Source organism: Streptomyces sp. DT224 (assembly GCF_049844595.1).
Classification (GTDB): domain Bacteria; phylum Actinomycetota; class Actinomycetes; order Streptomycetales; family Streptomycetaceae; genus Streptomyces.
The window spans coordinates 382,612-401,839 of record NZ_JBNCLI010000004.1; the positions used below are offsets into that span (position 1 = coordinate 382,612).

General features: G+C 71.7%; 27 protein-coding genes. 13 read left to right on the forward strand and 14 right to left on the reverse strand.

Translation table 11 applies throughout. The annotated features are described in order from the left end of the window. Positions 1-63: 63 nt before the first annotated feature. On the reverse strand, positions 64-1,593 hold the full coding sequence (locus ACLQ2N_RS12040) for an SDR family oxidoreductase (protein WP_425811936.1): 1,530 nt from the start codon (positions 1,591-1,593) through the stop codon (positions 64-66). A 130-nt stretch (positions 1,594-1,723) separates the two neighbouring features. On the opposite strand from ACLQ2N_RS12040, the gene ACLQ2N_RS12045 reads away from it, so the two are divergent. The 6 genes from ACLQ2N_RS12045 (at position 1,724) to ACLQ2N_RS12070 (ending at position 5,728) form a co-directional block, all read left to right on the forward strand. Next, on the forward strand, positions 1,724-2,407 hold the full coding sequence (locus ACLQ2N_RS12045; RefSeq protein WP_425811938.1) for a VanZ family protein: 684 nt from the start codon (positions 1,724-1,726) through the stop codon (positions 2,405-2,407). 150 nt (positions 2,408-2,557) lie between these two features. Continuing rightward, complete coding sequence (locus tag ACLQ2N_RS12050; protein WP_425811940.1) at positions 2,558-3,340, forward strand: DUF4389 domain-containing protein; 783 nt, start codon at positions 2,558-2,560, stop codon at positions 3,338-3,340. A 42-nt stretch (positions 3,341-3,382) separates the two neighbouring features. Further along, entirely contained in the window at positions 3,383-3,898 is a 516-nt protein-coding gene (locus ACLQ2N_RS12055; protein WP_425811942.1) for a DinB family protein, read from the forward strand. A 78-nt stretch (positions 3,899-3,976) separates the two neighbouring features. Beyond that, positions 3,977-4,690, forward strand: a complete 714-nt coding sequence (locus tag ACLQ2N_RS12060; RefSeq protein WP_425811943.1) for a DUF4230 domain-containing protein — start codon at positions 3,977-3,979, stop codon at positions 4,688-4,690. A gap of 116 nt (positions 4,691-4,806) precedes the next feature. Continuing rightward, complete coding sequence (locus ACLQ2N_RS12065) at positions 4,807-5,253, forward strand: nitroreductase family deazaflavin-dependent oxidoreductase (protein ID WP_425811945.1); 447 nt, start codon at positions 4,807-4,809, stop codon at positions 5,251-5,253. Positions 5,254-5,320: 67 nt separating this feature from the next. Next, positions 5,321-5,728 (forward strand): DUF6221 family protein, encoded by a 408-nt coding sequence (locus ACLQ2N_RS12070; RefSeq protein ID WP_425811947.1) that lies wholly within the window; start codon positions 5,321-5,323, stop codon positions 5,726-5,728. A gap of 17 nt (positions 5,729-5,745) precedes the next feature. Here ACLQ2N_RS12070 and ACLQ2N_RS12075 read toward each other — a convergent pair whose 3' ends face one another. Continuing rightward, positions 5,746-5,934 carry a DUF6381 family protein gene (locus ACLQ2N_RS12075; RefSeq protein WP_018102948.1) on the reverse strand — a complete coding sequence of 63 codons (189 nt, stop codon included), beginning with the start codon at positions 5,932-5,934 and terminating at the stop codon, positions 5,746-5,748. Between the two features lie 153 nt (positions 5,935-6,087). On the opposite strand from ACLQ2N_RS12075, the gene ACLQ2N_RS12080 reads away from it, so the two are divergent. Together ACLQ2N_RS12080 and ACLQ2N_RS12085 are read left to right on the forward strand one after the other, a co-directional pair. Then, positions 6,088-7,080, forward strand: a complete 993-nt coding sequence (locus ACLQ2N_RS12080; protein WP_425811949.1) for a GlxA family transcriptional regulator — start codon at positions 6,088-6,090, stop codon at positions 7,078-7,080. Between the two features lie 94 nt (positions 7,081-7,174). Further along, the gene (locus ACLQ2N_RS12085; RefSeq protein WP_425811951.1) at positions 7,175-7,798 is read left to right on the forward strand and encodes a cysteine hydrolase family protein; all 624 of its coding nucleotides are present in this window, start codon (positions 7,175-7,177) and stop codon (positions 7,796-7,798) included. A gap of 60 nt (positions 7,799-7,858) precedes the next feature. On the opposite strand, the gene ACLQ2N_RS12090 is transcribed toward ACLQ2N_RS12085, so the two are convergent. From ACLQ2N_RS12090 to ACLQ2N_RS12100, 3 genes are all read right to left on the reverse strand, one after another. Further along, positions 7,859-8,377, reverse strand: coding sequence for a GNAT family N-acetyltransferase (locus tag ACLQ2N_RS12090; protein ID WP_425811953.1), 519 nt, complete (start codon positions 8,375-8,377; stop codon positions 7,859-7,861). A 21-nt stretch (positions 8,378-8,398) separates the two neighbouring features. Continuing rightward, the gene (locus ACLQ2N_RS12095; RefSeq protein WP_425811955.1) at positions 8,399-9,019 is read right to left on the reverse strand and encodes a DUF4232 domain-containing protein; all 621 of its coding nucleotides are present in this window, start codon (positions 9,017-9,019) and stop codon (positions 8,399-8,401) included. A 204-nt stretch (positions 9,020-9,223) separates the two neighbouring features. Beyond that, complete coding sequence (locus ACLQ2N_RS12100) at positions 9,224-9,994, reverse strand: uracil-DNA glycosylase (protein WP_425811957.1); 771 nt, start codon at positions 9,992-9,994, stop codon at positions 9,224-9,226. Between the two features lie 129 nt (positions 9,995-10,123). On the opposite strand from ACLQ2N_RS12100, the gene ACLQ2N_RS12105 reads away from it, so the two are divergent. Further along, positions 10,124-10,330, forward strand: a complete 207-nt coding sequence (locus ACLQ2N_RS12105; protein WP_425811959.1) for a DUF2945 domain-containing protein — start codon at positions 10,124-10,126, stop codon at positions 10,328-10,330. 11 nt (positions 10,331-10,341) lie between these two features. Then, positions 10,342-10,866: a DUF488 family protein gene (locus ACLQ2N_RS12110; protein WP_425811961.1), complete on the forward strand. Its 525-nt coding sequence runs from the start codon at positions 10,342-10,344 to the stop codon at positions 10,864-10,866. Here ACLQ2N_RS12110 and sigJ read toward each other — a convergent pair. Next, entirely contained in the window at positions 10,848-11,807 is a 960-nt protein-coding gene (gene sigJ, locus ACLQ2N_RS12115) for an RNA polymerase sigma factor SigJ (protein ID WP_425811963.1), read from the reverse strand. The genes ACLQ2N_RS12110 and sigJ overlap by 19 nt on opposite strands. A 338-nt stretch (positions 11,808-12,145) precedes the next feature. On the opposite strand from sigJ, the gene ACLQ2N_RS12120 reads away from it, so the two are divergent. Then, positions 12,146-12,451: a hypothetical protein gene (locus tag ACLQ2N_RS12120; protein ID WP_425812374.1), complete on the forward strand. Its 306-nt coding sequence runs from the start codon at positions 12,146-12,148 to the stop codon at positions 12,449-12,451. 6 nt (positions 12,452-12,457) lie between these two features. On the opposite strand, the gene ACLQ2N_RS12125 is transcribed toward ACLQ2N_RS12120, so the two are convergent. Together ACLQ2N_RS12125 and ACLQ2N_RS12130 are read right to left on the reverse strand one after the other, a co-directional pair. Continuing rightward, positions 12,458-13,651 (reverse strand): PP2C family protein-serine/threonine phosphatase, encoded by a 1,194-nt coding sequence (locus ACLQ2N_RS12125; protein WP_425811965.1) that lies wholly within the window; start codon positions 13,649-13,651, stop codon positions 12,458-12,460. Between the two features lie 198 nt (positions 13,652-13,849). Beyond that, complete coding sequence (locus tag ACLQ2N_RS12130; RefSeq protein ID WP_026171501.1) at positions 13,850-14,020, reverse strand: hypothetical protein; 171 nt, start codon at positions 14,018-14,020, stop codon at positions 13,850-13,852. Positions 14,021-14,216: 196 nt separating this feature from the next. Here ACLQ2N_RS12130 and ACLQ2N_RS12135 point away from each other — a divergent pair, with 196 nt between their 5' ends. Together ACLQ2N_RS12135 and ACLQ2N_RS12140 are read left to right on the forward strand one after the other, a co-directional pair. Further along, positions 14,217-14,819 (forward strand): flavodoxin family protein, encoded by a 603-nt coding sequence (locus tag ACLQ2N_RS12135; RefSeq protein WP_425811967.1) that lies wholly within the window; start codon positions 14,217-14,219, stop codon positions 14,817-14,819. Between the two features lie 142 nt (positions 14,820-14,961). Further along, the gene (locus ACLQ2N_RS12140; protein WP_425811969.1) at positions 14,962-15,843 is read left to right on the forward strand and encodes an RNA polymerase sigma factor SigF; all 882 of its coding nucleotides are present in this window, start codon (positions 14,962-14,964) and stop codon (positions 15,841-15,843) included. A 28-nt stretch (positions 15,844-15,871) separates the two neighbouring features. On the opposite strand, the gene ACLQ2N_RS12145 is transcribed toward ACLQ2N_RS12140, so the two are convergent. From ACLQ2N_RS12145 to ACLQ2N_RS12170, 6 genes are all read right to left on the reverse strand, one after another. Next, positions 15,872-16,318 (reverse strand): Asp23/Gls24 family envelope stress response protein, encoded by a 447-nt coding sequence (locus ACLQ2N_RS12145; RefSeq protein WP_425811971.1) that lies wholly within the window; start codon positions 16,316-16,318, stop codon positions 15,872-15,874. A gap of 138 nt (positions 16,319-16,456) precedes the next feature. Continuing rightward, positions 16,457-16,735 carry a gas vesicle protein K gene (locus ACLQ2N_RS12150; RefSeq protein WP_425811973.1) on the reverse strand — a complete coding sequence of 93 codons (279 nt, stop codon included), beginning with the start codon at positions 16,733-16,735 and terminating at the stop codon, positions 16,457-16,459. Beyond that, on the reverse strand, positions 16,732-16,959 hold the full coding sequence (locus ACLQ2N_RS12155) for a gas vesicle protein (protein ID WP_164641421.1): 228 nt from the start codon (positions 16,957-16,959) through the stop codon (positions 16,732-16,734). Before ACLQ2N_RS12155 ends, ACLQ2N_RS12150 begins: the two co-directional genes overlap by 4 nt. Positions 16,960-16,961: 2 nt before the next feature. Continuing rightward, positions 16,962-17,762: a GvpL/GvpF family gas vesicle protein gene (locus ACLQ2N_RS12160; RefSeq protein WP_425811975.1), complete on the reverse strand. Its 801-nt coding sequence runs from the start codon at positions 17,760-17,762 to the stop codon at positions 16,962-16,964. A gap of 19 nt (positions 17,763-17,781) precedes the next feature. Then, the gene (locus tag ACLQ2N_RS12165; protein ID WP_425811977.1) at positions 17,782-18,132 is read right to left on the reverse strand and encodes a gas vesicle protein; all 351 of its coding nucleotides are present in this window, start codon (positions 18,130-18,132) and stop codon (positions 17,782-17,784) included. After that, positions 18,125-19,222: an SRPBCC family protein gene (locus tag ACLQ2N_RS12170; RefSeq protein WP_425811979.1), complete on the reverse strand. Its 1,098-nt coding sequence runs from the start codon at positions 19,220-19,222 to the stop codon at positions 18,125-18,127. Before ACLQ2N_RS12170 ends, ACLQ2N_RS12165 begins: the two co-directional genes overlap by 8 nt. Positions 19,223-19,228 lie beyond the last annotated feature (6 nt).

Genomic DNA, 19,228 nt, shown 5'->3' on the forward strand with positions numbered 1-19,228 from the left:
CAACTCCAGAGGGGGCGGGGACAGCCATGCTGCCGTCACTCCGGCGGCACCGGAACGCACCGCTCAGGGCGACACCGCCGGTACCGCCCGTTCGGGTGACGTCCGGTTCTCCGCCGCCAGCGCGATGTTGCGGGCCATCCCGCCGAACACCACGGCGTGGAACGGCGACACACTCCACCAGTACGCGTGCCCGAGCAGCCCGCGCGGATGGAACAGTGCCCGCTGCCGGTAGCGCGACCGGCCCTCCCCGTCCCGCTCGACGTACATCTCCAGCCAGGCCGGGCCCGGCAGCCGCATCTCCGCGCGCAGCCGCAGCAGGTGCCCCGGCTCGATCTCCTCGACCCGCCAGAAGTCCAGCGAGTCGCCCACCCGGAGCCGGTCCGTGTCGCGCCGTCCACGCCGCAGGCCGACCCCGCCCACCAGCCGGTCGAGCCAGCCCCGCACCGCCCAGGCCAGCGGGAACGAATACCATCCGTGTTCCCCGCCGATGCCCTCCACCACCCGCCACAGGGCCTCCGGCGACGCGTCCACCTCGCGCTGCCGCTCGTCCGTGTACAGGCTGCCGCCCGCCCAGTCGGGGTCCGTGGGCAGCGGGTCGCTGGGCACGCCCGGCACCGAGGCGGAGGACCACCGGGTGGTGACCCGGGCCTCCCGGATCCGCTGCAGCGCCAGGCGCAGCGCCGTGTCGAAGCCGAACGGCTGCCCCGCGCCGTCGGGGACGTAGCCCGCGATGTCGTGCTCCCGGCACACCACCTCGTACCGCAGGGACTCGGCGAGCGGCCGGGCGATCGACGCGGGCACGGGCGTGATGAGCCCGACCCAGTGGCTGGAAAGGCCCGGTGACAGCATCGGCACGGGCAGGATCAGCCGGTGCGGCAGCTCCGCCACCTCCGCGTAACGCTGCATCATGTCCCGGTAGGTGAGGACGTCGGGGCCGCCGATGTCGAACGCGCGGTTCACGTCCCGGGGCATGCGCGCACTGCCCACCAGATAGCGCAGCACATCGCGCACGGCGATGGGCTGGATGCGGGTCGACACCCAGCTCGGCGTCACCATCACCGGCAGCCGCTCCGTGAGATAGCGCAGCATCTCGAAGGACGCGGAACCCGAGCCGATGATGACGGCGGCGCGCAGCGCGGTCGTCGGCACGCCGGAGTCCAGCAGGATGCGCCCGACCTCGGCCCGGGAGCGCAGGTGCGGCGACAGCTCCCGCTCGGGTACGCCCTCCGGGGTGAGACCGCCCAGGTAGACGATGCGGCCGACCCCGGCGGCCCGCGCCTGCTCGGCGAAGGCCGTGGCGGCCCGCCGGTCGGTCTCCTCGAAGCCGGCCCCGGTCGTCAGCGCGTGCACCAGGTAGTACGCCACGTCGATGCCGTCCATCGCCGGGGCGAGCGAGGCCGCGTCCGTGACATCGCCCCGCACGGTCTCCACCTCGCCCGCCCATGGATGGTCGCGCAGCTTCTCCGGGGTACGGGCCAGGCACCGCACCCGGTGCCCGGCCGCCAGCAGCTCCGGGACCAGGCGGCCGCCGATGTAGCCGCTGGCGCCGGTGACCAGGCAGTTCAGGGGAGCGTTGGCGTGGTCGCCCGTCATGAGACCTCCGCATCGGGTCCGGGATGTGCCGGGCCCGCGCGACCGGCCCGCCGCGACCAGTCTGACCCCGGGACGCCCGCCCCGCACGGCACGCGGGTGTGGTCCGGCGCTTCCGGGGCATCCGTCGCCCATGGACGCAGCGGCGGCAAGACCCCAGCGGGACACGGCCCGGCGGAAGGGATGGGGGCGGCTCCTGCTGCGCGTCGCCATCCTCGTACTCGCCTTCGCGGCCATGGCCGGATTCTCGGTGGTACTGGCGAAGGTGACGCTCACCCCGTCGCCCGCCTCCGAGGAACTCGTGAAGTCGAACCTGCACCCGGGCCGCTCCCTGCGGCAGTACGCCGAGGACTACACGTTCCTCGCGGCGTGCAAGCAGGCCGGGGGCAATCTGGTGCTCGGCATGCCCTTCGGCATCCTGCTGCCCATCCTCGTCCCGCGACGGCTCCGGATGCTCCGCATGTTCCTGCTGACCGTGGCGGTCATCGTCCTCGTGGAACTGGTGCAGGGAGCGGTCGTACGGGGCCGCGCCTTCGACGTGGACGACGTCATCCTCAACACGGCGGGGGCCCTCCTGGCCTATCTGCTGGTGGGACGGCGCCTGAGCCACCGGTACCACGTCCTCGCCGAAGACCCGGAGCGTGCCCCGGCGGACGGTCCGAAGGCCGCGCCCCGTACGAAGCCGAAGCCCCGTACGAAGCCGAAGCCTCGCCCGAAGGCGGCGCCCCGCCGCGCCGGGCGGCCCGCGCCGGCCTGGTCCCGGCTGCGCCACGGCGTCCGTCGCAGGATCGCGCGCGGCCGGTCCCGGAAGCGCTGACCTGCGGCGGTACGGCTACCCGATCGGCCCGTGGCCGATTGCGGGCCGTCGCCGGGGGGCCGACGGTGGAAGGCCACCGGATGCGCCGCGCACCGGCGCCCGCCGGCCAGGACCGCGGGCCCGGCGCGGTCACCGCCGAAGAGGAGCGACATGACCGACGCCCAGTGGAGCCCGGGGCCGCGCACCGGGGACGCCGACGAGTTCCGGCCCGGGCTGGACGTCGTGGAACCCGCCCGCCAGCGGCGGCTCACCGTCTTCTTCCGGCTGCTCCTGCTGATCCCGCACTTCTTCGTGCTGTTCTTCCTGGAGATCGCGGCCTTCTTCACCGTCGTGTTCGGCTGGTTCGCCGCCCTCGCGCTCGGCCGGCTGCCCGGCCCCGTCTACCGCTTCCTCGCCCAGGTCCTGGCCTACCGGACACGGGTCGGCGCGAGCGCCATGCTCCTCGTGGACCGCTACCCGCCCTTCAGCCTCTCCCAGCCGCCGGACCACCCCGTCCGCATCGACGTCCGGCCGACGCGGCTGAACCGGTTCGCCGTCTTCTTCCGGCTGATCCTGGTCATTCCCGCCGCGATCGTGCAGGGCCTCGCCACCTCCGGCTGGTCCGTCCTGGCCGTCCTGTGGTGGCTCATCACCCTGGTCCTGGGGCGCATGCCCCGCCCGCTGTTCGAGGCGACGGCGGCCACCCTGCGCTACGAGATGCGGGTCTCCGCCTACTTCTCCCTGCTCAGCCCGGCCTACCCCAAGGGATTCTTCGGCGACGACGCCCTCTCCGTCCCGCAGGGCGGGCCGCGCTCCGCCACCCGGCCGCTGGTCATGAGTACCGCCGGCAAGGCACTGCTGGTCCTCTTCCTGGTCCTCGGGCTCGTCGGCGGTGCCACGACGTCCGTGACCCGCTCCTCCTCGGACGGCCACGACTACGGCATGCGGGCGTAAAACCACTCGTGCGAACGGCCGTTCAGGATGCATGATCGCCGGATGACCTGGACCGCACCCTCAGCCACCCGTACGCCCGGCTCGCTCGTCGCCGCGGAACGGGAGATGCTCACCGGCTTTCTCGGCTGGTTCCGCTCGACCCTGCTCCAGAAGTGCGCCGGGCTCACCGGTGAACAGCTCGCCGAACGGACGGTGGAGCCCTCGAACCTGTCCCTGCTGGGGCTGGTACGCCATATGGCCAAGGTCGAACGCACCTGGTTCCGGCAGCGGTTCGCCGGGCAGGACCTGGAGCCGATGTACGACCCGGCCAAGGGCAAGGACGCGGACTTCGAGGACCTGGACCCCGCCACGGCCGCCGAGGACTACGCCCGGCTGGTCGAGGAGTGCCGGCTCGCCGACGAGATCGTCGCCGGCGCCTCGCTGGACGACACGTTCACCCACAACGGGGAGGTGTACTCGCTGCGCCTCGTCCACGTCCACATGATCGGGGAGTACGCGCGCCACATCGGCCACGCCGACCTGGTGCGGGAGCGGCTGGACGGGGTCACCGGGGCCTGAGGGACTGCGCGGGCCCGGGAGACGGCGCGAGGGCGGTCCGCCCTGCGTGAACCCGCCGGGCCGGGTCATACGGACCGTATGACCTCCACCGACCCGGCGACAGAACCGTCCACGAAGCCAGGCCCGGCCGACGACGGCCGGCGCCGCCGTCGCTGGGGCCGTGCGGCCGCCGCGGCCGCGGCCGCGCTCGCCCTGCTGCTCCTCGGCACCCGCCTCAGCCTGCTCCCCGGCCTGGGCGACGTCTTCGGCGAGGAGACCCACGACCGCTCGGGCCCCGCGGTGCTCAAGTCGATCCAGGACATGAGCAGGTACGAGGCGGCGTCCGGCAACTTCCAGGTCGTGGTCGACCTGGAGAAGGACACCAAGTACGTCCCCGACGTGATCCGGGGCAGCCGCACGCTCTACGTCGGCGCCGGCACCGTCTCCGCCTACGTCGACCTCGGGCGGGTGACGAACGGGGGAGTCGTCGTGAACGAGGACCGCACCACCGCCGAACTCCGGCTGCCGCACGCCGTGCTGGGCAAACCGGCGCTCGACCCCGACCGCTCCTACGCGGTGTCCAAGCAGCGCGGCCTCCTCGACCGGCTCGGCGACTTCTTCTCCGACAACCCCGGCAGCGAGCAGGCCGTCAACAAGCTGGCCGCACGCCACATCGGTGACGCGGCCGAGGAGAGCGGTCTGGCGCAGCGAGCCGAGAGGAACACGACCGCGATGCTCAAGGGCCTTCTCGAATCCCTGGGCTTCGAAAGGGTAACCGTCCGCTACGGCACCGGAGCCACCGGCCGCTCCTGACCGCGACACGACGGCATGGGCGGATGAGCCCGGTGGCAGGAGTCGTTGAAGCCATGATGAGATGCCGCGGCCGGCGATGCGCCACGGCCGGACAGACCGACGACGGGAAAGAACACATGCCTCTCCAGGGCGAGTACGAGCCGAGCCCCTCCCAGTGGGTTCGCGACCAGGTCGAGCAGTACGAGAGCTCCGGCGGCACGGAAGGGACGACGATGCGCGGCATGCCCGTCATCGTCCTGACGACCGTGGGTGCCAAGTCGGGCAAGATCCGCAAGACGCCCCTCATGCGCGTCGAGCACGACGGCCGGTACGCGGTGGTCGCCTCCCAGGGCGGAGCCCCCACCCACCCCGTCTGGTACCACAACCTCAAGGCCGACCCGCGCGCCGAGCTCCAGGACGGCCCCCGGCGCCAGGACATGACGGCACGTGAGGTCACCGGCGCGGAGAAGGAGCAGTGGTGGGAGCGCGCGGTCGAGGCGTTCCCCGACTACGCCGACTACCAGAAGAAGACCGACCGGCAGATCCCCGTGTTCGTACTGGAGCCGGTGGACGGGAGCCACTGAGGCACCTCGGGATAGTGTCCAGCTCGGCCCCCAGGGGGTGGGGCCGAGCGGAAGGATGCGAAACCAGATGACGACAGACAACTCCGACCTCGTCGCCTTCGTCAGGGCGCGCCTCGACGAGGAAGAGGACCTCGCGCGGGCCGCCGGCGGCCAAGGGTGGCGGTGCCCGGCCGAGTCGCCCGGCGAGATCCACGACCGGGGCGGCGCGATCGGCTTCACCCTGCGTACACACGGCCACGCCTACGACCGGCACATCGTCCGCCAGGACCCGGCCCGGACGCTCCAGCGCATCGAGACCCACCGGGTCCTGCTGGACGAGTACGCCGAGGTCGCCGCACTCGACGTGGACCGCCCGCAGCGCGACTTCGCGTCCGGCCGGGCCTTCGGCCTGGGGTTCGTGGTCCGGCAGCTGGCCGCCGAGAACGCGGGCCATCCCGACTACCTGGTGAAGTGGCTGCCCCGGTTCACGCAGTAGCGGAGGGGACCGCCGGCTCAGAGCGCGTTCGTCCCGTGGTCGCCCTTGGTGGTCACCTGGTCGCTCCGCTCCTGGAGCCGGCGGGCCTTGTCCTGGAGGCGCTGCCGTTCCTGCGGGTCCGATGTGCGTTCGGCGGTCTCCCGCATCTCCTCGGCCTTCGCCCGGATCCGCTCGGCCCGGCCGCCGGTCTCGTCCGCAACGCTCATGATCACTCCAGGTTCTCGGTGGAGAGCCGTCCATCCCAGCGAACCAGCGCGTCAGTGCGTCCGCATCTCGGACGCGGGACCCCGCCGACCGGTGTCCGAATGTGACAGGGAACCGTCATTGCGGCCACCCGCCCGGTGCATGACGATGGATCCATGTCCCCCGCACACCGCGTCGTCATCGCGGTCTTCCCCGGCGTCGACCTGCTCGACGTCTCCGGCCCCGCCGAGGTCTTCGCCCTGGCCAACCGGGTCTCCGAGGGCCGCGACCGCTACGAGGTGCGCCTCGCCGGGCCCGAGGCGGGCGAGGTCCGGACCTCGGCGGGGGTGCGGCTGCTGACCGACCTCACCTTCGGCGAGGTGGGCCGGGAGGTCGACACCCTGCTGGTGCCCGGTGCCGTCGACGTCACCGAAGCCGGGCCCGTCGCCCGGATCGACGCGGACATCGTGGCCTGGGTGAAGGAGACCGCCCCGCACGCCCGCCGGGTGGCGTCCGTGTGCGTCGGCGCGCATCTGCTCGCCGCCGCCGGACTCCTGGACGGCATGACGGCGACCACCCACTGGTCGACCGCCGCCCAGCTCGCCGCCGCCCACCCGGAGATCACGGTGGACGCGGACCCGATCTTCGTCCGCGCCGACCGGGGCCGGGTGTGGACCGGCGCCGGCATCAGCGCCTGCCTGGACCTCGCGCTCGCCCTGGTGGCCGAGGACCTGGGCGAGGACGCCGCGCTCGCCGTGGCACGCCAGCTGGTGATGTACCTCAAGCGGCAGGGCGGCCAGAGCCAGTTCTCCGTGCCCCTGAGCAGACCTGCCGCCTCCCGGCGCGAGATCGACGTGCTGCGGCTGTGGATCGCGGACCACCTCGACCAGGACCTGTCCGCACCGGTGCTCGCGGCGCGGATGTGCCTGAGCGAGCGCCACTTCGCCCGGGTCTTCAAGCAGGAGACCGGAGTCTCCCCGGCCGCCTATGTGGAGTCCGCCCGCGTCGAGGCGGCCCGCCGGCTCCTGGAGACGACCGACGACCCGCTCGACCGGGTGGCGTCCGCCGCCGGGCTCGGCTCGGCGGAGACCCTGCACCGTGTGTTCCGGCGGCAGATCGCCACCACACCGGCCGCCTACCGCCGCCGCTTCCGCACCCGCGCGGCCTGACCGCTCCGGACGCCCCGACACAACCCCGCCGGGCACGGCGGACGGCTCCGCCCTGCCCGAAAACCTGCCCGCAACCCCGAGAAAGGCACCCACCATGACCACGAACCAGCCCTCCGCCACGCTCCGCGAGGTCTCCGGCCTGGACGCCCGGCTGCCCCGGCTGAGCGAGTCCGTCCTGATCCTCATCGACGTCCAGAACACCTACCGCACCGGCGTCATGGCGCTGGAGGGCGCCGAGGAGGCCGTCGCGGCCTGCGCCAGGCTGCTGGACCGGGCCAGGGCCGCCGGCACCCCGGTGATCCATGTCATCCACGACGGCGGCGAGGGCTCCCCGTACGACATCCGCGAGCACATCGGCGCCCTCAGCGACGAAGTGGCGCCCCGGGAGGGCGAGGCCGTGGTCGTCAAGCAGTTCCCGAACTCCTTCCACCGCACGGAGCTGGAGAAGACCCTCACCGCCCTGGGCGCGGAGCCCGGCAGCGGCAAGGACCTGGTGCTCGCCGGGTTCATGGCCCACATGTGCGTCACCCACACCGCCCAGGGCGCGTTCAACCTCGGCTACCGGCCCGCCGTCGTCGCCGAGGCCACGGCCACCCGCAGCCTGCCCGCGCCCGACGGCACGGTCGTCCCGGCCGCCGCCCTCAAGACCGCCGCCCTCACCGCCGTGGCCGACCTCTTCGCCCCCGTCGCCCCCACGGTGGAGGACCTCCCCGCCTGAACGGGCCGGGAACGACGGCGCCGGGACGCCCGCGAGAGGCGTCCCGGCGCGGTGCCCGTCTCAGGCGGTGCCGGCTCCGTCGCGCACCATCCGCACATTGGGCAGGCGCCCGCGCCACAGCTCCCGCTCATCCGTGACCCGGAAGCCGTGCCGCTCGTAGAAGCGGATCGCGCGCACGTTGTACTCGGTGACCCACAACTGGGTGCGCACCTCCCCCGACCAGTCCGCGAACTCGCGCATCAGCCGGCCGCCGACCCCCGTACCCTGCGCTGCTTCCAGCAGGTACATCGGTCCCAGGACGACCACATCGCCCCGCCGCCCGCAGAGGAACCCCACGATGTCCGCCCCCTCGCGCACGACCCGGCAGAACAGCGCGTCCGGCCGCTCCCGCACCGCCGTGAGGAACTCTTCCCAACGGGCGGTCCCCTCGGCCGATGCGGCGGAACCGCGCTGCTCGCGGATCCATGCCTCGTCGATTCCCGCGGCCTCGTTCGGGTAGGTCTGGAGCCAGGCCGCCAGCAGCACCGGCCCGAACAGCGGAGCGTCCCGCGCCTCGGGGTGCGCGATCACGAGTGCCATGCCGATGTTCCCGCGAAGACGTCAGCGCTCGACCGCGGTGGTCGTGAAGCGGTCGCCGCACACGCGGATCTGCGGGTCCCGCAGGGTCAGAGCCTCCTTGGAGCCCGGCGGGTACACCCGCAGGTAGTCGCCCTGCTTCCAGCAGCCACCGTCCGCGATGCCCTGGTTCAGCGTGTGCAGCACGACGTGCGCCGTCTTCCCGGGAGCCAGCACCGTCGCCCCGTGCGAGGCGCCGTCACGCTTGGCCGGTGCGCCGATGACGCTGCCGTCACGCTGGATCAGGGACACACCCGGGAAGCCGTTCAGGGCACAGGAATGACCGGACTTGTTCACGAACGTGAGCTCGTAGTAGACCTGCCCGGCGCCTCCGTCGCCGCGCTTCACGCTCATGCCCAGGCCCTCGGCCGTGCACCGGCCCGGACCGGCGGCGTCGGCCCCGGACGACCCGGAACCACTGGGCGCGGCGGGGGAGGACGGTGCCGTCGCGGGGGCCGGGGAGGCGGGGGCGGACGGCTGCGCCGAGGTCCCGGCGGGGCCCGTCGTTCCGGCGTGGGCCGCGGGCGAGGCCGCCCCGTCCGATCCGGAGCCGTCGTCGTTGCAGCCCGCCGCGACGAGGGCGAACGACATCATCGCGACCGGCACGAGCAGGCGTCGGCACAGTGCACGCGCTCTCCCGGCCGACTCGCGCTCTCGCGGACGGGGCGCGTGTCCGAGCGGTGCGGGGGTGGCGGTGGTGCGAGAAAGTGAGCCCATAACGGACGGGTGCTCGATTTTCTGTCGGTCCAACCTGATGATCCGGCAAAGAATTCGCCCGCCCGGGCCGACCGGCCGGCTACGGCGTACCGGTCATTCCGGATCCGGCCGGACGACCGGCAGTCCCGCCGTCTTTGCCGCCTCGGCCAGCACCTCGCGGAGCATCGCCGCGGTGAGGCGGCCGGTGAAGACGTTGCGCTGGCTGACGTGGTAGCAGCCGAACACCGTCAGCGGGCCGCCCGCCCCGTCGGCCGGCTCCAGCGTCGTACGGGCGCCGTGGCCGAACACCGGCCTGGGCCGGGGCACCCGCCGCCCGGCCCGCTCCAAGGCGGCCAGCGTCGCCTGCCAGCCGAAGCCGCCGAGCACGACGACCGAGCGCATCGTGGGCCGCAGCAACTGGAGCTCGCGGGCCAGCCACGGCCGGCACGTGTCCCGCTCGGCCGGCGTGGGGCGGTTGGCGGGCGGCGCGCAGTGCACGGGGGACGTCACCCTGACCCCGTACAGTTCCAGCCCGTCGGCCAGATCCGTCACCGTGGGCCGGGAGGCCAGCCCCAGCTCGTACAGCGTGGCGTACAGCAGGTCGCCGGCCCGGTCGCCGGTGAACATCCTGCCGGTCCGGTTCCCGCCGTGCGCGGCGGGCGCCAGGCCCGTGACGGCCAGCGAGGCGTCAGAGGGCCCGAAACCGGGTACGGGGCGGGCCCAGTACTCCCAGTCGCGGAACGCGGGGCGCTTGATCCGGGCGGTCTCCTCCCGCCACTCCACGAGGCGGGGACAGGCACGGCACTCGATCAGCCGCCCGTCCAGCTCGGCCGGCGTGCGGGAGCGGGCGGCGGCCCGTACGGGGTAGTCCTCGGCGGTGCACATGATCGACCCGCTTCCACGTTCCTCATTCCCGCCCGGTGGCGTCCCCACCGAAATGAGCGTACCCAGGGCGAAAGGGACCATGGCCGCGAAACGGCCCCGCCCGCGACGAGAACGAAAGGAAACCGGGTCATGAAGGATTTCGCCGTCGGGGACCACGTGCGATGGAACTCCGAAGCCGGTCACGTCGAAGGCGTCATCACCGGGAAACACACCAGCGACGTCGAATTCAAGGGCCGCACCCGGCGCTGCAGCAAGGAGGAACCGCAGTACGAGATCAAGAGCGACAAGACCGGCCACCTCGCCATGCACAAGGGCGGCGCGCTGAAGAAGACCTGACGGGCGGCACGGTGAACAGGATCTGCACGGTCGGCCACTCGACCAGGGAGTTCGGCGAACTGGTGACGCTGCTGCGCCGGAACGACGTCACCCTGCTGGCCGACGTGCGCTCGTACCCGTCGTCCCGGAAACTCCCGCAGTGGAACCAGCGGAACATCATCGACTCCCTGCCGTCCGGCATCGGATACCGGTGGCTCCCCAAGCTGGGCGGCCGACGCCACACCCCCAAGGGCGTGGCGACCGAGAACGGCGCCTGGCGGGTCAAGGCGTTCCGCGACTACGCCGACTACATGGCCACGGACGCCTTCCGGGAGGGGCTGGACGAACTCCTGGAGCTCGCCGAGGACGCCCGGCCCGCGATCATGTGCAGCGAGGCCGTGCCGTGGCGCTGCCACCGCAGACTGATCACCGACGCACTGATCGTCGCGGGCGCGGAGGTCGTGGATATCCTGTCGCCCGCCTCGACGCGGCCCGCGGTCCTGAACAAGGACGCGCGGGTCCGCGACGGCCGCCTGACCTACCCGCCCCACGACTGAGACGCCGCCCCGGACCCGCCGTGCCCGGGCCACGGGCGCAGCTTCTCCGGGTTGCGCACCGCCCAGATGCGGTGCACACGGTCCCCGGCGAGACCGAACGCGGCCACGGTCGCGGTGACCCCGGCGTGCTGGGCGACCAGGCCGGGCCGCCCGTTCACCGTGCGTTCCAGCAGGAGGAGCCCGGGCACCCTGTCCGCGAAGTGGACCAGGTACTGGGCGACCCGCTCGGCGCCCTCGACCGGGCGCAGGGCCGCCCCGGCCAGACCGCCGCCGTCGGTGATCATCGCCGCCTCCGGGTCGAGGAGACCGATGAGCGCCCCGATGTCCTTGGCCTCCCACGCGTCCTTGAACCGCCGCACCAGGACGGCCTGCCCGGCCGCGGGACCCGCCTCGGCGCGCGCGTCCCGCAGGCGCCGGCGGGCCGAAGCGGCGAGCTGCCGGCACGCCGGGGCGCTCCGGCCGACGATGTCCGCCACCTCCGCGAAGGGGTACCGGAACACGTCGTGCAGGATGAACGCCACCCGCTCGGCCGGCGTCATGGACTCCAGCACCACCAGGAAGGCCATGTTCACGGACTCGTCCAGGGTGACCCGGTCCGCGGGGTCCGCCGGCTCGTCGCGGCCGCCGTCGGCGCGCCCGCCGACCCACTCGGAGCGGTCCGGCAACGGCTCCGGTATCCACTCGCCGACGTAACGCTCCCGCCTGACCCGTGCCGAGCCCAGCACGTCGAGGCAGACCCGGCTGGCCACCGTCGTCAGCCACGCCCCGGGCGATGCGATGGCGTCCCGCTGCCCCGGCGTCATGGCGTACCAGCGGGCGTACGTCTCCTGGACGGCGTCCTCCGCCTCGGCGACCGAACCGAGCATCCGGTAGGCGAGGTTCGTCAACTGGCGGCGCTCACCGATGACGGCGCCGAGGTCCGGCTCGGAAGGTGTGCTCATGTACGTGTCCGTCCCTGGTTGTCGTGTCCGTTTCCGCTGCTGACGGTTCGACGGGACAGCGCGCCGGAATGTGAGGCGGACATCGGCCTCGCATCGCGTGGATCCACGTCGTCGGACCGTCGGGACAGTACCGATCCACCACCGCGAGCAGAAGAGAGGACCGCGTCGTGCCCGTACCGGCAGCAGGGCAGCGCCCGCACAGGCGGCGGCACCGGGCCGGACCGCCTTCCTGGAGGTTCCCCCACGCGGATGCCGCGGCGGGCGGCCGGGGACGGCCGGACGCCCTTGATCCCGCCGATGGAGGGGTACGCGCCGGGGACCCCGCGAAAGGATGACGCGTGTCCCCGCCGTGCAGGGACATCTTCGGACTCGGTCTGGACGAGGCGGACCTGCCGGCCCTGAACGCCGTTCCCTACCGGTTCCACCCCCTGCTGACCATCGAGGAGCCGCAAGGAGGCGAGGTGTCGGTCGCCGCCCTGATGGACCGGGCCCGCGCGGTGCTCGACGCCCACGAAGGCCAAGGCTCCGTCGACGCCATCGTTCCTCGTCCCGGGAGGCCGGGCGCCACGCTCGACGGCTACGAGGACGGGCGGCGGGTCTTCTCGCGCACCTGGAACGAGAGCGTGCCGAGGTCGGGACGCTGAGGGCGCTCAGACCGCTGGAACCAGGGGGCGCCATTCCACGATCATGATCGTGGCGTCGTCGTTCAGCCGGTCGTGCTGGTACTCCCGGATGGAGTGCATGAGATGCCGGAGAGCCTCGGACGCGGGCTCTCCGGCAGCGGTGGAGCGGATGATCGAGGCGGTGAACCGGTCCAGGCCGAACTGGGTCCCGTCCGCCATCCGTGTCTCGGTCACGCCGTCGGTGAACAGCACGACGCGGTCCCCCGGCTGCAGGGGCACCTCGTGACGCACTCGTTCCGCGGCACAGATCGTTCCGGGGGTGCCCATGGGCGGTTCGGCGGGGCGGTCGAGCGCGTTGTCCAGCACCCGGTGGTCCCGGATCAGCAGAGGTGGCGGATGGCCGCAGTTGATCCAGCTCAGGATGCCGCTGGACATGTCCAGCTGCAGCGCGATGCCGGTGCAGAACTGATCGGGCAGCCACTCGGCCAGGACGTGGTCGACCGTCTTCACGAGTTCCCGCAGGCCCGACCCCTTGCGCCGGGCACTGCGGCAGCCGGCCATCGCGATGGCGCTGGTCAGCCCGGACGCGAGGTTGTGGCCCATCGCGTCCAGGATGACGGCGTGCAAGGTCGATTCCGTCAGGGCATGGTCGAAGGCATCGCCCCCGAGCTCGTACGCGGGTTCCAGCACGGCGGTGGACAGTGCGCGGTCCTCGCCGATCGAGCGCGGCGGGAGCAGAGTCCGCACCAGTTCGGCGGGCAGTGCCATGGTCTCGGTACGGGTGCGCTGGACGAACCGGTCACTGAACGCGCGCTTCGACGTGATCGCCATCGCCAGGACGGACGCCAGACTGGCAGACCGCTCCAGAAGCGTCTTGTCCAGCGCGTCCACCTGCACTCCGATGACGCCCAGCCGCTCCACTCCGTCCACCAGGGGCAGCCAGGCGATCAGCGTCTCGGTGTCCGTGGCCTCGATGCGCAGTGCGAGGGAGCGGAAGGCCGAACCGGCCGGGGAGCGGTCCACGTGGAGCTGTGCTTCGCCCGAGAGAGGGGTCAGGCGCTGCTGCTGGAGGTCGACGATGTAGATCTCCACCCGGCGCAGGCCCAGCAGCCCGGCGTACCGGTTGACCAGAGTCGGCAGATCGGTCGGCGCGGTGGCGTGCACTTCTGCGAGGAACCCGTGAAGGACACGTTCGCCGTCACTGGTGGGGGAGTGCGACATGGGGGGTATCACCCGTCCGGCAGTGGTGTGCGCTGTAAAGAAAAGCCAATCGTCCAAAGGCTCCTGGGCGCCAGTCCCGGGCGCCATTCGGCTGACCGCCCGCACTCCGCCGGAATACGCAAAAAGTGGGGGCCGGCCGGGGAGTTCCCCGGCCGGCCCCCACGTTGTACGCCGCTGCGACGTACCGCGTGGCCGTAACTACCAGCGGTACCAGCGGCCCCGCTTTCCACCGCCGCCCGCCGGGCGGACGACGAACCCGAGCAGCCACACCACGAGTACGGCGATGGCTATCCACCACAGGGCCTTCAGGGCGAAACCCGCCCCGAAGAGAATGAGCGCAAGCAGAAGAACCAGAATCACGGGAACCATGGGTATCAACCTCCGAAGCATCAGATGCCCCGGCCTTCCCCCGGTACTCCTGAAAAAGTTCCCGAGTTTCCCGGAGAGGAATGGGAAAGAGATTCCGGACCCGGTGGTGACGGGCGCCCTTCGTGCGGACCTCCCATAGTGGGAAGGGCGCCGGAACACCCGGGCCGAGCGACCCCACGCCTTGAGGAGCCTTCCGATGACCCGAGCACTCGCGCTCGTCTGCACCCTCTCCCCGTCGCCCAAGCCGTCCAGCAGCCAGCTGCTGGCCGACCAAATCATGGCCGAACTCACCGGTCTGGGGGTGAAGGGGGAGACGGTGCGGATCGCCGACCACGACGTGCGGCCCGGGATCGCCCAGGACATGGGCGACGGGGACGAGTGGCCCCGGCTGCGCGAGAAGGTGATGGCGGCGGACATCCTGCTGGTGGCCACCCCGATCTGGCTCGGGCACCCGGCGAGCCTTTGCCAGCGCGTACTGGAACGGCTGAACGCCGACATCTCCGAGACCGACGAGGAGGGCAGGCAACTGCCCTACGGCAAGGTGGGCATGGTCGCCGTCGTCGGCAACGAGGACGGCGCCCACAAGGTGAGCGCCGACGTCTTCCAGGGACTCAACGACCTGGGCTTCACTCTCGCACCCGGTGCGGTGAGCTACTGGGTCGGCGAGGCCATGCACGGCACCGACTACCGGGACCTGGACGAGACACCCGACGCCGTCAGGTCCACCACCCGCCAGATGGCGCTCAACGCCGCGCACCTCGCCCGGATCCTGGCCGACTCGCCCTACCCCCCGCGCTGACCCCTCCTCCAAGGGCCGCGTCACCGCCCCGCGGCAGACGACGAATCCGCCACGCCTTTTGTCGTACGCGTGTGTGGAACGCATGGCTCCGGGTAGTCGCAGCTTCGCGTACGCGTAAGCAGCCGCTGTCCGACGGAAGGGAATGATCGCCATGCCGACGTCCGTATCTGCGCAGGTGCCGGAGACCACGACAGGTGCGCCGGCCGAACTCCCGGAGATCGCCGACCCGCTGAAGGTCGCGCCCAAGGACGCCCGGGCGCTCAGCAAGCTGTTCTTCGACCGGTTGCAGACCCTCGAAGAGGGCACGGCGGAGTACCAGTACGCCCGCAATACGCTCATCGAGATGAACCTCACCCTGGTGCACTTCGCCGCGGCGCGGTACCGCAATCGCGGCAACGGCCAGATGGAGGACATCATCCAGGTGGGGACCATCGGCCTGATCAAGGCCATCGACCGCTTCGAACTCAGCAGGGAGGTCGAATTCACCTCGTTCGCCATTCCCTATATCGTCGGTGAGATCAAGCGCTTCTTCCGGGACACCACCTGGTCCGTGCATGTGCCCCGGCGCCTCCAGGAACTGCGGGTCACCCTCGCCAAGGCCAAGGAGGACCTGGCCACCTCGCTCGGCCGGGAGGCCACGGTCGCCGAACTCGCCGAACGCCTCGGCATCAGCGAGGAAGACGTCATCGAGGGCCTGGTCGCCTCGAACGGCTACACCGCGCACTCGCTGGACGTCCCCCTCGACGGGGCGGAGTCCGACAGCCCGAGCGGTGTGAGCCGCACCCATGCCGACATCACCGGCGACTGCGACCCGGGGATCGAACTGGTCGAGAACCTGCACGCCCTCGCGCCCCTGCTGGAGACGCTGGACGAACGGGAACGCGCCATCGTCCAGATGCGCTTCGGCCAGGAGATGACGCAGTCCCAGATAGGTGAACGCCTCGGCCTCTCCCAGATGCACGTCTCACGGCTGATCGCCCGCATTCTGCGCAGGCTCCGCGAAGGCATCCTCACCGAGGACTGAGACCTGCCACGGGTCAGCCGCGGCTGCCTCACCGGACGCGCGAGGTGGACGTCTCCTCCTCGTCCTCGTCGTCCGCACCCGGCACATGGACATCGGTGACGTTGATGTTGATCTCGACCACTTCGAGACCGGTCATCGTCTCGACGGCGTCCGTGACGTCGGTGCGGAGGCTGCGCGCGGTGTCCAGGATGGGGGCGCCGTACTCCACGACGATGTCGACGTCGATGGCGGTCTGCTTCTCGCCGACCTCCACCTTGACGCCCCGCCCCGGGTCACTGGAGCGGGAGACCTTGTCCTTGACGGCTCCGAGCGCGCGGGAAGGGCCCTTGCCGACGGAATACACCCCGTCGGTCTCCCGTACCGCGATACCGGCGATGGCCGAGACCACGTTGTCCGCGATGGTCGTCGTACCTCGTGTGCCGCCCGCCGCGCCGCCTTCCAGCCTGGTGCCGCCGATGCTTTCGTTGGTCGCCATGAGTTCCTCACACGGAAAGAGCTGGGGTGGGATGAGGGGCTGCCCGGCGGAAGCCGTTCCGCCCCTCATCCCACTCTCCTCCGGCTTCCGCGCCCCCGCCATTCGGGTGATCACCGCGCCCGCGGAACCCCTGCCGGCTCAGTCGCGCGGCAGCAGCGTCCCCAGCGGCCCGAGGTCGAGATTCAGATCCTCGGGCCGCACCCCGTGCTGTTCGCACAACTCCGTCATCCGCTGCTCCAGGAGCATCAGCGTCGTGCCGATCTCCTCGGTCTGCTCCTCGGTGAGGTCACCCACGTCGATTCTCCGGATCGCCTGGCGCTCCATCAGCTGGCGCAGCAGCTCCACCACGGTGAGCACCAGCGTGACCAGGTCCTGGCCCACCTTGCCGGAGTCCAGATCGACCCGCGCGTCCGTCACAACGGCCCTCCGTCCGCCCACGGCGCCGGCACCCGCTCGCTGACCGACGACAGCAGGGCGTGCAGCGACAGGCGTACGAGCGGCACATCGGCGATCGCGATGACCAGGTCCCCGCTGATGACCACCCCGGTCGCCAGCACCCGGTCGAGCAGATCGACCAGGGGCACCCCGATCGGCCCGCTCAGCGGCTCCGGTTCGTCCCACGGCACCACGGCGCGCTCCACCACTACACCTCACCGACGAAGGAGTACGGAACCCAGGGCCCCGACAGCTCGACGTGCGCCCCGGTCCGCTCGCGGAGGCTCTGCGCCAGTCGCGCCAGCTCCGCCGCCCGGTCCTCGGCCACCAGATACGTCGCGTTGAGCACCTGGGTGCGCCGCTCCTCCGCCACCCGGGGGCCGTGGAAGGGCAGCCTGCGCGAGGCGGTGGCCAGGCCGCTCACGTCCGCGTCCACCACCTCGGCGATCCGCAGCCCGTCCGTACGGTGCCGTTCGCGCCGGTCCCGCAGGGTCCGCTTCCGGTCGAGATACGCCCGGCCGGCCCCGGCCCCGGGCGCCGGCCGCTGCGGGGCGGCCGCGGCCGCCTCCCGGGCCGGCGCGTCGGCCACGTACACCTTGACGCCCCACTCGGAGTGGTGCGCCGTACGCTCCAGCGCGGCGTGGAAGCGCCGCGCCTCCTTGTTCAGCGCGGCCCGGGCACGCTGCTCGTCGTGGTAGAGCGTGGCCAGCGGAAGGGGCACGGTCGGGTACCGGGCGGCCATCGCGCACACGACCTCGTGGTGGGCCCGTGCGTAGCGTTCGAGTTCGGGCTCGTCGGAGAGACGGGCCTGCCACGCCTCGTCGGTGAAGTCCGCAGCCCGCACGGTCTGTACGACCGCGGTGAGCGCCGGGCCCAGGGCCAGGGCACGCAGGGGGCTTTCGCGGGTGACGCCCGCCGGACCGGTGGGGTCCGGCTGCTCCTCGGTGCGGCACACCGCGTAGACGTAGACGGCACGGGCATCCGCGGACGAGCGGGTGTCCTCGGTCATGTGCGGGGGTCTCCTCGGCTCAGTTCCTCGGCTGTGACGACTGCGTGGGGTCGGACGCCTGTGACTCAAGGGCGTCGAGGCGGGCCCGCAGCTCCCGGTTCTCGTCCTGCAGCGCGTTGCGCGCCGCGTGCGAACTGAGCGCGGGATCGGTCTCCCACCAGTCGATCCCGGCCTTCTTCGCCGTGTCGACGGAGGCGACGAACAGGCGCAGCCGGATGGTGAGCAGCTCGATGTCCAGCAGATCGATCTTGATGTCACCTGCGATGACGATGCCCTTGTCCAGCACGCGTTCGAGGATGTCGGCGAGGTTGGTCGTGTGCGGGCCCGCGGGCGCGTAGGCGGCGTCCTGCCGGAAGTCGAGATCAGTCACGACGCGGCCTCCGCGCGCGCCGCCTGCTCGGGGCGGGCTCCTCTTCCTCCTCGTCGTCCTCTTCCTCTTCCTCTCCTTCCTCCGGTTCCTCTTCCGGTTCCTCGTCGTCCTCCCACTCCTCGTCCTCGTCCTCGTCCTCGTCGTCCTCCTCGTCGTCGTCCTCGTCGTCCTCGCCTTCGTCCTGGTCCTCGTCCTCTCCGTCGTCCTCGCCTTCGGCCTCGTCGTCCTCGTCCTCCGGCTGCTCCTCGTCGCCCTCGGACTCCTCCTCCTCGGCCACTGCGTCCTCGTGGGAGACGACGACCTCGCCGTCGCGGATTTCTCCGCGCCAGCCGTCGGGCTCCTCGTCGGTGAGGGTGACGTAGCGCTGGAAGTGCTTGAAGTCCAGGCGGATGCGGCGCCCCTGGGCCCGCCAGAGGTTGCCCGTCTTCTCGAAGAAGCCGGACGGGTAGTACTCGACCACCAGCACGATGCGGGTCAGGTTCGGCGTCAGTTCGTGGAAGCTGACGGCGCCGCGCGTCGTGCCCTTGGAGCCCTCCGAGGTCCAGACGATGCGTTCGTCGGGGATCTGTTCCTGGACGGTCGCCTTGAAGCTGCGCGAGGACGGCCCGATCTTGACCTTCCAGTCGCTCGTGGCCTCGTCCTCCGTCGAGACGTCCTGGACGCCCTTCGCGAAGCTGCTGAAGCGGTCGTACTGGGTCCAGTAGTCGTACGCCGTGCGCAGCGGTACGCCGACATCGAGGACTTCCACGATGTTCATCGACTTGCCGCCGCCGCCCGACTTGCTCTTCCCCTTGCCCCCGCCGAACGCCTCCTTGGCCTTCTCCGTGACGTTGTCCTTCACGCCCTTGGCCTTCTCCGAGACGAACGACTTCAGCGGCGATTCGCCTTGGAGGACCCGGGAGGCCACGGCGGGCAGGGAGCCGCCGCCCTCCGCGGAATCGGTGAGCTGCTGCGCGACGTCCGTCAGCTTGCCGCTCGCCTTGCCCGCGAGATCCTCCATCTTCGCGCTGACGAAGCCCGACAGCTCCTCACGGAGCCGGTCGAGACCCGATTCCCGCGTCCCGGACTCGTCCTGTTCTGTGCTGGCCATGACTCG